The organism is Terriglobus sp. RCC_193 (assembly GCF_041355105.1).
Classification (GTDB): Bacteria; Acidobacteriota; Terriglobia; order Terriglobales; family Acidobacteriaceae; genus Terriglobus.
In genome coordinates this window covers 1,371,975-1,384,708 of sequence record NZ_JBFUPK010000002.1, presented here as the reverse complement: position 1 = coordinate 1,384,708, position 12,734 = coordinate 1,371,975, and the positions used below count along the sequence as shown (strand labels likewise).

Annotated in this window: 10 protein-coding genes; 1 reads left to right on the top strand and 9 read right to left on the bottom strand. The window is 59.9% G+C overall.

The features are described from left to right. Nucleotides 1-26 precede the first annotated feature (26 nt). From AB6729_RS14530 to AB6729_RS14490, 9 genes are all read right to left on the bottom strand, one after another. Nucleotides 27-413, bottom strand: coding sequence for a DUF2946 family protein (locus AB6729_RS14530; RefSeq protein WP_371082345.1), 387 nt, complete (start codon nt 411-413; stop codon nt 27-29). Nucleotides 414-577: 164 nt separating this feature from the next. After that, nucleotides 578-2,023: a DEAD/DEAH box helicase gene (locus AB6729_RS14525; protein ID WP_371082344.1), complete on the bottom strand. Its 1,446-nt coding sequence runs from the start codon at nt 2,021-2,023 to the stop codon at nt 578-580. A 1,052-nt stretch (nt 2,024-3,075) separates the two neighbouring features. Further along, nucleotides 3,076-3,963, bottom strand: coding sequence for a glutamate racemase (gene murI / locus AB6729_RS14520; protein ID WP_371082343.1), 888 nt, complete (start codon nt 3,961-3,963; stop codon nt 3,076-3,078). 219 nt (nt 3,964-4,182) lie between these two features. Continuing rightward, the gene (locus tag AB6729_RS14515; RefSeq protein WP_371082342.1) at nt 4,183-4,854 is read right to left on the bottom strand and encodes a GerMN domain-containing protein; all 672 of its coding nucleotides are present in this window, start codon (nt 4,852-4,854) and stop codon (nt 4,183-4,185) included. Further along, complete coding sequence (locus AB6729_RS14510; RefSeq protein ID WP_371082341.1) at nt 4,851-5,657, bottom strand: N-acetylmuramoyl-L-alanine amidase; 807 nt, start codon at nt 5,655-5,657, stop codon at nt 4,851-4,853. Before AB6729_RS14510 ends, AB6729_RS14515 begins: the two co-directional genes overlap by 4 nt. A 332-nt stretch (nt 5,658-5,989) precedes the next feature. Further along, on the bottom strand, nt 5,990-7,099 hold the full coding sequence (locus tag AB6729_RS14505) for a VWA domain-containing protein (RefSeq protein WP_371082340.1): 1,110 nt from the start codon (nt 7,097-7,099) through the stop codon (nt 5,990-5,992). Then, nucleotides 7,083-8,114: a VWA domain-containing protein gene (locus AB6729_RS14500; RefSeq protein ID WP_371082339.1), complete on the bottom strand. Its 1,032-nt coding sequence runs from the start codon at nt 8,112-8,114 to the stop codon at nt 7,083-7,085. The genes AB6729_RS14505 and AB6729_RS14500 overlap by 17 nt, the downstream gene beginning before the upstream one ends. A 22-nt stretch (nt 8,115-8,136) precedes the next feature. Next, nucleotides 8,137-9,468 carry a hypothetical protein gene (locus AB6729_RS14495; RefSeq protein ID WP_371082338.1) on the bottom strand — a complete coding sequence of 444 codons (1,332 nt, stop codon included), beginning with the start codon at nt 9,466-9,468 and terminating at the stop codon, nt 8,137-8,139. Nucleotides 9,469-9,523: 55 nt separating this feature from the next. Further along, complete coding sequence (locus tag AB6729_RS14490) at nt 9,524-11,098, bottom strand: DHA2 family efflux MFS transporter permease subunit (protein ID WP_371082337.1); 1,575 nt, start codon at nt 11,096-11,098, stop codon at nt 9,524-9,526. Between the two features lie 137 nt (nt 11,099-11,235). Between AB6729_RS14490 and AB6729_RS14485 the strand changes: the two genes are divergently transcribed. Then, on the top strand, nt 11,236-12,678 hold the full coding sequence (locus AB6729_RS14485; protein ID WP_371082336.1) for a DUF1015 domain-containing protein: 1,443 nt from the start codon (nt 11,236-11,238) through the stop codon (nt 12,676-12,678). Nucleotides 12,679-12,734 lie beyond the last annotated feature (56 nt).

Below are 12,734 nucleotides of genomic sequence, written 5' to 3'. Positions count from 1 at the left end.
AGTCCAAGCGGCAGAACTCGACAGCGTTACCGAGCAAGGAAAGAAGGAGGGCCGCGTTTTCCGCGGGCTCGATCATGCGCAATGCGCTGGCTGACTTCTGCCTGCGCAACAATCGTCGACTGCGCTTGCAGAGCCGTGAACAGCAACGGCGACGAAGGAGACGCAAGCAGGTTGGTTACATTGCCCAGGCTAAGGACGGCCGGGCAGCAGGGGCACTTCTCCTGCACTACGGAAACATGCCGGTGGTCTGTTGGCTGCGAGTCCTGTTCCGCCATCTGCGTGCAGTGATGCATGCCAGCGCGACGGCAGCACGCAGGCAGCGAAGCATCACTTCGCGGAGTGAGCGCGAAGAGCGACGATGCCAACGGCAAGCCGAAGACAACCAACAGCAGGATGGCGAAAAGCTTACGCAATACCGTTATGGAAGCACAGGCGCGACGCTACTGCAACGCAAAGTCCAAAGGGACGCCCGAAGGCGTCCCTTTTTGCATGGAGAGAACAAAGGCTGGTTTACGAGCAAGTGATGCGATCGTCGCCGCCCTTTGCAATGGGTCCACGCGAAACGAGTGTTTTACCTTTACCGACGGCGGCGGCGGAAACCGCCACCACCACCTTTGCCTGCGTTGCCGCCATTACGGCTGTTGCCGTTGCCACGGCCCGCATGACTGCGGCCCTGCGGTACGGGTGCGTCCTCAAGACTGGTGCCCTGCTGGTTGGTCTTCCATGCGCGGGTCTCCAGTTGCATCAGGTCGCCAACGTTGTTCAGGTCAAGCGGCGCGTTGCGCTCTTCCTTGGCCAGGTTCTTATCGGCTTCGCGCCAGATGAAGCTGACCTTCAGTTCACGCTCGATGCGACGTGCATCACTGCGCTCCTGCGGCATAACGAACGTAGTCGCCAGGCCTTCCTTGCCTGCTCGGCCAGTACGGCCGATGCGGTGGACGAAGTCCTCGCTGGCATTGGGCAGATCATAGTTCACCACGTGAGCAATGTGCGAGATATCAATACCGCGCGCAGCTACGTCTGTTGCGACGAGGATGCGGCTCTTGCCGGTAGCGAACGCCTTGAGAGCTGACGTGCGCTGGGACTGGGAGCGGTCGCCGTGGATGATGCTGGCGGTATAGCCCAGCTTCTCCAGCTTGCGGCCAATGCGATCCGCACCGTGCTTGGTGCGGCTGAAGACCAGGAAGGTTCCCTCCTGCTCGTTCAGCATCTGGTCCAACAGGCCCAGCTTCTGGTCCTGCATCACGGTGTAGGCGCGGAGCTCGACGCGTTCGTTGGGCTTCGACGTGGTGCCGATCTCGATGCGAACAGGCTTCTGCACGTAGTCGCGCACGATCTCCGCGATATTGGCGTCGAGCGTGGCGGAATAGCACATGGTCTGGCGGGTCTTCGGCAGTGCGCCGACGATGCGGCGGATGGCCGGAAGGAAGCCCATGTCCAACATGCGATCCACTTCGTCAAGTACGAGCATCTCAACGTTGCGGATGCTGATCTCGCCGCGCTTCAGGTAGTCCTCAAGACGACCGGGCGTGGCAACGACCAGGCGTGGACCACGGCGGAGAGCATCAAGCTGTGCGCCTTCGCTGAGACCGCCGCAAACCAGCACGGCGTCATTCTTCTGGCCGGGCATGAGCTTGGCATAGTTGTCGAGCACCTGCATGGCCAGCTCGCGCGTGGGCAGCAGGATGAGGGCGCGGATAGGCTTGCTCTGGCGCTTGCCGCCCTTGCCGTCCTGCGCGGGTACGGCAAGCGGGGCCGCATCCATGCGCTCGATCATCGGGACGAGGAAGCTGAGGGTCTTGCCGGTGCCGGTGGCGGCGGTGGCGAGCACGTCACGGCCTTCCAGCGCGGGAGCAATCGCCTTTGCCTGCACGGGCGTGGGCGTGACGTAGCCTGCCGCAGCGAGGCGGTCCTGCAAACGCTGGGAGAGGTTGAAGTCGGTGAAGCGGGGGGAAGAAGTGGTGGTTTCAGTGGAGGTGGCCGGAGCGTTCTGCTCGGCGACTGCGGAATTGCCAGTGTTCAAGTGGAGTCTTTCTCTGTCTGTATGCGGCGGCGCCCTCGTTCAGTGCGGACGGCCTGCCTGCCAGTTCGTTGTAGTGATGCAGGTGTGTTTTCACTCCTTAGGCGTGGAGCGGAACACTATGGATCGATTCGATCAGCATTGGTTTGATAGGCCTTTGCTGCTGCACGGCGAGATCGTTATCCCTGCTGCTCCGGTCTGGTAAACGCCTGATGCGTCTATCTCTCGAGAGTCCAGGTGATCTTCTAAGCCAGAGCAACCAACGCTTCCCTCTCATTTGTTCAAGGGATGGCATACAGCGGTGGGACAGAACATCGCGGTCTCTGGCCAGCCCCAATCCACTTCGGGCCGTTCCCTGCGACGTACAGAGCAGAATCACTCTGTGGAAATTGTAGCACAGGTGATGGGTACCCCTCCTCCCCCTCCCTCTTGTTTTCTAAAATCTTCTTTTGATTGTGGTTACGGTTTTGGTGGCTGTAAAATCGTCTGCCTGTTGGGGTTAGGGGCAAAATCGTCTTTCTAAATGGGTTAGGGCCGCGCTTGGCGCGGCCCTTTTCTCTTCTGTTTCTATTTTAGTGGTTTGGTGGAAATAACATGCCAGATCTATTTCTTTTGGTTTGTTGGGTTTGGAGGTTTGGGGGCTTGACAGGTACTTCGTACCGTTCTCGACGCCTTCGGCGTGGTGCCAGCCATGGCCGTTCCGTGGGCGCGCGGGGTTTGATTTATGCTCCTGTTTGTCTTTTTGGCCGCGCGGTTTTCTTGGTTTGGGTTTCTTATGGCACGGCTGAAGTCGTGCCCCTTCAAAGAAGACGCGCTTTGCGCGTTGGAGCTTCGCCTTGCGAAGCTGGGTTTGGGGTTGGTGGCTGGAAGCTTGTGGCGGTCTTGGCGGAAGGAGAGTTCGTCGGGATTCTTAGCCTGCGCTCAGAATGACGGTCTTCGACCGTTGGAGCTTCGCTGGTTGCGCTTTCGTCGAATGAGGCGGCCTTGCCGCTTTCCCACGTCTCAGAATCGAGACATGGGGCACCCAGTTTCCTTTGGCGGCTTCGCTTGGGTCGTCAGTCTTCGAGGGTGATGAGTTCTACGGTGGGGATTTCGCGACCGAGGAAGCGGGGAGCGAATCGCTGGAACTTGGCGGCAGCGTCTGTGGCGAGGAAGTGCAGGTGGGGTTCCGCGTCGCTGTGCACTGCTGCGGTGGGTACCAGGGTGGGTTCTCCGGTGGCGGGAGTAGCTCCGGAAGACTCAGGCACCGCTGCCGAAGGAAGCAGCGTTGCGGTGTGGCGGGCAGTGGCTTCCGCGGAATCGACGATAGGAATGTTGTCATCGAGTTTGGCGATTTCTCTTTGCAGCAGCGGCCGCAGCAACGGGTAATGCGTGCAGCCGAGGACGATGGCCAGCGGTGGATGCAGTGCAGCGGCGAGAGCTTCCTTCAGGTAGACGTCTGCGATCTGCTCCGTGATGGGGCCGTCGGTCCAGCCTTCTTCCACCAGCGGGACGAAGAGGGGACAGGGCTTTTCTACAGCTTGAAGACCGCGTGCGGCGCAGGCCTCGGCGTAGGCGTGGGAGTTGCAGGTGCCTTCCGTGGCCAGCACCAGAACCGTGGAGCCGGGAGGGACGATGGCTGCAGCAGCGTCAGCACCCGGGCCGACAACGCCGACGAGCGGCACGGGCGCGTTGTCCTGGAGCGATGGCAGGGCGAGCGCGGAGGCAGTATTGCAGGCGATGACCACGAGTTCCGCGCCGCGGCTGACGAGTTCGCGGATGGCCGCGCGGGTGTAGCGTGTGATGGCGGCCTGTGATTTGGAGCCGTAAGGCAGATGGGCCGTGTCGCCGAGGTAGAGGAAGTCTGCGCCCGGCAGGTGATGCAGGAGTTCGCGCAGCACGGTGAGGCCACCAAAGCCGGAATCGAAGACGCCGATGAGTGGGCGCTTTGCTTGCGTGGTCATTGCCATCCTTTGAAAGATCGCGCTTGGCACGATACCCAGGTTGGCTTCGCGAACCTGGGGCACCCAGTTTTGGGTTCTCCCGATGAAGCGTAGTGAGAGGAGAAGAATGCAGGTCCTTCGGCTTCGCTCAGGATGACGAACTTCGTTCGTGGGAGCTTCGCTTTGCGCGATACCCAGGTTAGCTTCGCGAACCTGGGGCACCCGGAGTTCGTCCAGTAGCTAGTCATGTGTGGCCGTTTGCACGGGGGCGGTGATGGCAGCGTCTGCGTCGAAGATGCGGTCGAATTCCACGCTGCCAGCGAGGGTGTCGCGCGGTTTGCCGTCTACGAGAAACTTCACCTTCGTGATCTCCGGCAGGTTGGCGCGCAGGGTGCCAACGATGGACTGGATGGTGAGCGTTTCCGAGGTGATACCGGCGGGATGGCCGTCAACCCAGGAGGAACGCAGGTTCACCACGGCGAGTTCACCGTTGGCCTGTGTCAGCGGGTCGGCCTGCGCTTCTTTTGTGAGCGAGGCGCGCTGCGGTGCGGAGCCGAGCGGGAGCGGTACGAGGAAGACGTCGTCGACCGCGATGCCGCCGTCGAGAGGATGCGTGGAGCGCGGCAGCGAGTATTCCGCCAGCAGATGCTCGACAAGTGCGCGTGCGCGGACGGCGGCGGTCTGCGGCAATGCGATGGAGCGCGTGGTGGGCGTGAGGGTGAAGTCGGAGTCGTCTGCGAGGTCCAGTGTGACCTGTTCTGAGGCCGAATAGACGGGCGCTTCAAGGGGTGTGTGGTCGGCGTTCTTTACATCCGCGAAGTTCTTGCGGTGCATGTACACGAGGAAGATGGCCATGAAGACGGACGTGCTTAACAACACGATGAACAGGATGCGCTGGTAACGAGGGATCATTGCGCGGCTCCTGCGGGTTTGGGTGTTGCTGGTTTTGGCTGCGACGGCGCTACCGGTTTTGGAGTGGGCTGGGCCGCCGGTTTTGGCGGTGCCGGGGTTGCTGGCCTGGGTGTTGCCTGCGGTGCCGCTGCGGGGGTTGTGGGTTCTGGTTTGGGTGGCGCGGGCGGTGTCATGCTACCAATCTTGTTGCGCCAGAAGAGGAGCACCCCTGCGATGGTGTCGGCTACCCGGTTTTGATACGGCGGATCGTCGGCTGCGGTGCCGTCTTTCTGCGGCCCCATTTCAATGGCGACGGCGGGGCACTGCATATTATCCAGCGGGCGCATCCATGTGGTTCCGCTGGCGATGGGGATGCGGGTACGGTCGAAGGCTTCTCGCAGGCCGCTGGCCAGTGCCTGCGAACGTGCCGCATAGGCAGATTGCGCTTCGTCCCAGACGACGGGCGCGGCGGGGTCAACCGTGGGCGGCTGCGGCAGGGTGGTGGTAAAGAGATGTACGCCGTTGCCGGTGCTGGAGGCGTAGAGCAGGATGCAAGCGATGGGATGTGTGGTGTTGGCGAGCGCGGCACGCTGGTCGTTGGTTGTGTCCACATCGGAATCGCGGGTCAACTGCACGGCGAAGCCGCGGGCGCGCAGGAGATTGCCAAGACGCTGCGCCACCTGCAGGGTGACCTGCTTTTCTTCGACACGGTCTGCGATGTGCGAGCCGCCTTTGGAGCCTCCGCGTGCGGGATCGATGAGCACGAATGGCTGCTGCGCGGCGGCGCTGAGTGTGAGCAGGAGAGATGGGATGAGCAGCTTCACGTCGATGGCTATGTGATTGTAGCTGGTGGCTGTTGCGCTGCCTGAGAGGGAAGATTCCCCTCAGGGGCTAAAGCCCCTTCTTCAATTGCAACCGATACGGCAGGGCTGAAGCCCTGCCCTTCCGAATGAGGCACTCTGTGCGTGGGAGCTTCGCTGGTTCGTGCTTTGCACGAATACCCAGGTTAGCTTCGCGAACCTGGGGCACCCGGTTTTGTGGCCGGATGGGAATTGGCAGCTGTGGAAAGTGAGAATCCATCGGGATTCTTCGCTCCGCTCAGAATGACGGTCTTCGACCGTTTGAGCTTCGCTTTGATGCCTGAATTTCGACTTCCTTATTTGGCATTTTCCGGTTTCAGGCCGGGTGTGGGGCCGGTGGGCTGGGAGCCCTTGGGGAAGTAGCCGCTGCGGGTGCGGACCGTGAGTTTGCCGAAGCCTTTGGCCTGCGCGGTGACATGGATCGTGCGGTAACCACCGAGGCGCGCCGGTTTGGTGGAGCTGTAGGAGATGGTGTACTGCTGGCGGATGTCCGCGGCAACCTGCGCGGCGATGGCATCCACGTCTTCAAGCTTCTTGGGGAAGTAGGCGACACCACCGGTCTGCTCTGCGAGCGTTTCCAGAACACGGCGAGCGTGACGGCTTTCGCGCTTGTCTTCGTCGGGGCCGAAGAGCAGGCCCACCGCGTAGATCACGGGGCCATCGAGTTCCTGCACGCGGCGGATGGTTTCTTCCAGGGTGGAGGACGATGCGTTGTCATCGCCGTCGGTGATGAGCAGGATGACCTGCTTGGGTTCTTTGGCGTTGCGTGAGAGATAGTCTGCGGAGGCGATGACGGCGTCGTACAGTGCCGTGCCGCCGCTGGCTTTGACGTAGTTCAGGCCATCTTCCAGCTTCTTGATGTCGTGAGTGAAATCGGCGTCGATGTAGGGGTCGAAGGAGAAGTCGACGAGGAAGGCTTCGTCCCTGGGGTTCGACAGTTTAATGAGGTCGAGCGAGGCTTTGCCGACGGCTGTGCGCTTGTCATACATGGAGCCTGACGAGTCGATGAGAAGGCCCAGGGAGACGGGCAGATCCTCATGGCGCAGGCTGGCTACGGTCTGCTGGACGCCGTCCTCGTACACGGTGAAGGCGGAGGGTGGGAGCGTCTGCACGGAGCGGCCGCTGCCGTCGACGACACTGGCGTTGAGGCGGACCTCACCGACCTCAGTATGCAGCGTATAGGTGCCGCCAGCGCGCTGAATCTGGTCCGTGGAGGGCTGCTGCCCTGCGGCATCTGCACCGGCGGCTGCGGGAGCTGCCTCGGGATCGGGCGAGGGGACGGGGTCACGATCGACCGAGAGAGACGGAGCCGAGGGCGCAGGGGCTTGCTGCGCAGCAAGCACGGGGAGAATCGTCAGAGAGATTGCGAACGAAAGTGGTGCAAAAAAGTTAATCCGACGGTGCATAGTAACCCTGGCGATTGTGTACGGAGAGCTGTGGCAATCCGGGTGGCGGATTCAGCTTCACCTTCAGCTTACGCCAGTTGCCATCGTGATGAAGGTCCGTAGGTTTGTATCCGATGACGTATTCGTTCCGCAGCTCGGCGGAGATGCGTGACGCGATATCGCCCAGTTCTGCTACATCTGTGACGTGAAACAGGCGTCCACCGGTTTGATCGCACATATCCATTAACAGCGCGGGGCCGTTGCGTTCTTCTTCGGTTGGCGCGTTTTGTTCAAAGATGCCGATGGCGTACATCTGCACGTCGCTTTCGCGGACGGCCTTGCGGAGTTCGCCTTCGGTGTAGCGCGAACGGTTGTCGCCGCCGTCGGAGATGACGAGCAGCGCCTTGCGTTCGTATTTCGCGTCTTTCAGCTTGTCCAGTCCGAGATAGACGGCATCAATGAGCGCGGTGCGGTTCTGCGGCTTGAGCATGACCATGCGGGCATCCACGTCGTCGACATTGTTGGTGTAGTCGACAACGATGTTCGGGCGGTCATTGAAAGCGACTACAAAGAACTCGTCCTGCGGGTTGCTGGTGCGCATGAACTCGCTGAGGGCGCGGCGGGAGCGCGTGTACTTGTTGTTCATGCTGCCGCTGAGATCAAAGATGATGCCGATGGAGATGGGCGCGTCGTCTGTGGAGAAGGTGCGGATGGTCTGCGGCTGGTTGTTCTCGTAAACGTAGAAGTTTTCGCGTTCCAGGCCGGTGACGAGGCGGTTCTGATCGTCGGTGACGGTCATGGGGACGAGAACGAGGTTCGCTTCAACGCGCAGGGTGGCGCCGGGCCGGAGCGCGCCCCTGGCTGTGACGTCTTTCCCTGTGATGACTTCGCCCGCAGGTGGTTTGGGCGGCTCTGGCTTAGTGGGGGTGTGGGGGTTCTGCAACGGATTTTCCTGCGCACGCAGTGTCCTGGCTGCAAGGAAAAGCAGCAGGAAGAAGAACAATGACGCAACGACATTACGGCCGCGTGTTGACATTAGATCGCCTTTGGCTGTCCCTTTACAGCATTTGGCAAACCGTCTCGTTCTCTCTTGGACGGCTTTGGCCCGCAGAGGTTTTCTGCTCCTCCGTGGGAAGACGATTGTACGCGATGGAGTTGCCACCGTTATCGCAGGATTTTTCAGGCATGTTGGCGGATGTGGTGACGAACAGTTGCCATGCTCCGGCGATGTAGAGCGCCGTCGTAATGCAGCCGACGAGAGGCTTCCACACGGCTGCGTCGTTGCCGGAGAGGAACTGCAGCGCGAGGAAGAAGAGGAGAAACTCAACGGTGATGTGTGGTTGCCGACTCTTCCATGCGCTGAGACGCCATGCGATGAGCGCCAGGGGCAGTGTCAGCGGCGCGACGTCGTATTCCTTGATGCGTGGGTTCAGCAGCACCACGCCCAGCAGCAGGACGGGCGCCCATTGTTCAAGGGAAATGTCTCCTTTGCCGTAGCGTTTTGCGAGGAAGAAGAGGGACAGCAGAAGCGGGATGGCGTACGCGATGTAAAAGAAGGTGCTGGCCGCGGTGTAGGCCCGGTGATGTGCGTAAAGCCATTCGCCCAATAAGCCCGCGGGGCTCAGCCCGAAGTCGTGGTTGTATTCAAACTGCAGCGAGACGGCGCGGAGGTAATTGAGAAATTCACCGGGCCACAGGAATCGTTGTATGGAAAAAAATAACAAACCTACGCATGCGGCGGCGCTTGCGGGGAGCCACTGTTTTCGCGCCGAAAATACAGGGATGCAAAGCAGTGTGAGTAATGGCGCTTTAATGCAGGAAGCAGCGATAACCGCGAGATAAAACGGCCACCATATACCGCGTTGCCAACCGAGCCATGCAAGCAGGAGGATGATGCCGTAGAGGATGTACGCGAGGTTGCCGCTGAGGATCACGTTGTTACTTAACAATCCTGGGAAGTGCATGGCGAGGGGCGCCATGAGAAGCATTGCGGCGTGTTCGCTGCTGCGAAAGAAACGCGTTCCCACCCACACCATCAGCAGAACTGCGGATGCGTAGACAGCCCAGTAGATGCTGCCTGAAACATTGAGTGGAAGATGTGACACCAACCGCACTACCGGCAGCGTGATGGGTGAGTACACATAGGTGTACGGCGGCATGATGGTTGGATCGCTGGCCTGCGGCGAGGCATGGAACGCCTGCTGCACGGCGATGCCGTCGGCATAGGGATCGTGTCCGGCGCGGAGCGAATGAATGGCATTCGCATACACATGAAGATCCCATCCCCACCTGGATTTACCGCTGAGGACAAGTGCGGGAAGACTGACGATGGCTCCGATCCAGAAAAGAACGGCAAGAATACGGATCACTCGCAGACCGGCAAATTTCATGACTTTTTTGGACGCTGCTGCGACGACGCGCGTTTACCCACCAGGCGAACGGAAACTAATGCACAGCGCCTTCGGGCGCCTTTTCACCACTCTTTGGCTTGCTTAACAGAAAGGCAAGAAAGAACATACCAGCGGTGATCCACGACAACATGCGATAGACATCGGCATAGCCCATGACCGCGGCCTGCTGATTCAACTGCTGATAAATGTTGGCCTGTGCGGCGTATTGCCCCTGTGCCTGACCTGCACCCATGCCGATAAAACTACCGATCTGCTGGATGCTCTGATTGAACTGATCGTTGGCGTAGTTCATGTAGTTCTGCAGGCGTGCTTCGTGAAACAACGTGCGGTTGGTGACCTGCGCTCCGGAAAGCGCGATGAGAATGGAGCCGCCGATGTTACGTGCGAAGTTGATGAGGCCGCTGACCTGATTCGAAGCTTCGCGCGGCAGGCCCACATATGCCGCATTGGTAATGGCGATGAAGCAGAACGGGATGGGCATGACCTGGATCACGCGCAGGAATGAGTTCTGGCCAAAGCTGATGCCCAACGTGATGTGGTTGGACACGTACCAGTAAGCGCACGCGAAAAAGACGAAGGCACAGGCGACTAACGTTCGCGCGGGAAGTTTGTCGGAAAGAATGCCGGCAATGGGCGCACAGACCAGCAGAACGCATCCACCTGCCGTGAGTGCGAGGCCGGCGGTAGTGGCGTCGTAACCGAGCAGCTGCTGCGTGAACTGTGGTTGCAACACCGTTCCTGCGTTGAGGATGCCACCGACCAACAACATGAGAAAGCAGCAGATGGAGAAGTTTCGGAAACGGAAGAGACGCAGGTTCATGATGGGATTTTTTGCGCGCAGTTCCCACCAGATGAGCGCGATCATACCGAAGACGAACATGGCCGCGAAGGTGCGGATAAAGTTGGAGGCAAACCAATCGTTCTCCTCGCCCTTGTCTAACGCGATCTGCAAGCCCGCCATGGCGATGGTGAGGAACGCCAAGCCGATGTAGTCGACCGTCAGCAGGTTTTTCCGATCGCCCTTAATCCACGGCGGGTCGTCCACGAGGCGCGATACGAGCACGAAAGCGAGGATGCCGACGGGGATGTTGATGTAAAAGATCCAGCGCCAGGAGTAGTTATCAGTAATCCAACCGCCGAGGGTGGGACCGATGGAAGGCGCGAGCACCGCGACCAACGCATAGAGCGAAAATGCCGTTCCGCGTTGTTTGGGATCGAACGAATCGGCCATGATGGCCTGCGCCATGGGTTGGAGACCGCCGCCGCCCGCACCCTGTAATACGCGGAAAAGCAGCAGCAAAGGCAGCGATGGAGCGATGCCGCAGAGAAAGCTGGCGATGGTAAAGATGGTGATACAGAGCAGGAAAAAGTTTTTTCGACCGAAGACGCTGGAGGCCCATCCGCCCAGCGGAAGGACGATGGCGTTGGCCACCAGATAGCTGGTAAGCACCCATGTTCCCTGGTCCTGGCTGGCGGCCAGGGAGCCGGAAATGTGGGGCAATGCCACGTTGGCAATGGAGGTATCCAGCACCTCCATGAAGGCGGCCAGCGCCACGGTACCGGCGATCAGCCAGGGATTGACCCGCGGTTTCCACTGTTCGTGCGCCATCGTCAAGAGTAGATGCAGAAAGTTTTTCCGGAGTATTCACGGCATTTGTGGCCACGCCGAAAGAGGGGAAGATTTCCGGCCCGATAGAATGGAGTGGCACCGAATTATCGCAAGGAGCACCCTCCTCAAAGGCACGCATGCGTATTTATCCTTTTCGCGCTCTCCGTTACAACACGCAAAAAGTACAGCTGGAAGACGTGGTTACACAGCCGTACGACAAGATTTCGCCTGCCATGCAGGAGGCGTATTACGAGAAAAGCCCCTACAACCTGATCCGGGTGATCCTGGGCAAGCGCTTCCCTGCCGATACCGAGACGGAGAATGTGTACAGCCGCGCTGCGAAGACGCTGCAGGACTGGCGCAAGGAAGCCGTGCTGGTGGAAGAGCGCGAGCCTGCACTGTTTGGCTATGCGCAGCGCTACACCGTTCCCGGCACCAACGAAGTGCGCGAGCGCCGCGGCCTGATCTGCCTGGGACATCTGTACGACTACGCCGAGCAGGTGGTGTATCGCCACGAACAGACGCTGGCCAAGCCGAAGAGCGATCGTCTGAGCCTGTTCAAGGCAACGCGTGCCTATTGTGAACAGATTTACATGCTGTACAGCGATCCTTCGTTCACGGTGGAGAGCCTGGTGTTTGGCAATCGTTCCGGCGAACCGACGATTGCGGCGGATGAGACCGTGACCGATGAATATGGCGTGGTTCATTCCGTATGGAAGGTGACCGATCCGCATGTGTTGAACCTGCTGGTGGGTGCGCTGTCAGATAAGAAGCTGATCATTGCCGACGGGCACCATCGCTATGAAACGTCGACCGCGTATGCACGCGAACGCGCCGCAGAACTGGGCGTGCCGGACACGACGCGCGAACACGACCGCAGCGAAAAAGCTGTTGGCAATGCCGATGAATCGCCGTCGAACGATGCGGACCTGAAGGTGGGACCGCAGTTGCCGGTGCCTCCGTTCCCGGAAGCCGCGATGATGATGACGCTGGTGAACACCGATGCTCCCGGCATCACGATTCTGCCGACGCACCGCATTGTGTACGGGCTGAAGGACTTCTCATCGCAGGCGTTTCTGGATAAGGCTGCGGAGTTCTTCGATGTCAGCAAGGTGGAAGCGAAGGCCGTGGCTGCGGGCTCGGATGCGGAAGGCGTTGAGTCTGCCGCAGAGCGTCTTGCACCGCTGACTGCAACGGAAGGTGTTGCGTTTCTTGCCGTGATGGCGGATGGCACGTGGCTGCTGAAGGCAAAGAAGGATGCCGTGGAGGGTGCGCTGCAGCATGTACCGCCGCGTCAGCGTGTGATGGATGTGGTGCAGTTGCATTCGCTGGTGCTGGAGCAGTTGCTGGAGCTGACACCGGAGAGCATTCGTCAGCAGGAGAATCTTCGCTATCTGCGCAGTGCGGAAGATGCAGCGGCACAGGTTTCGCGTGGCGAGGCGGACATTGCATTCCTGATCAAGCCCGTAACGCTGGACCAGATGAAGGAAGTGTCGCTGGGCGGTGAGGTAATGCCGCAGAAGTCGACCGACTTCTATCCGAAGCTGCTGAGCGGACTTGCTTTCTACGCATTGGACTAGTTTTTGGAACGCTGAGTGCGCGGGGTATCAGGGGATTTTTACTACTTCGCGAAAAT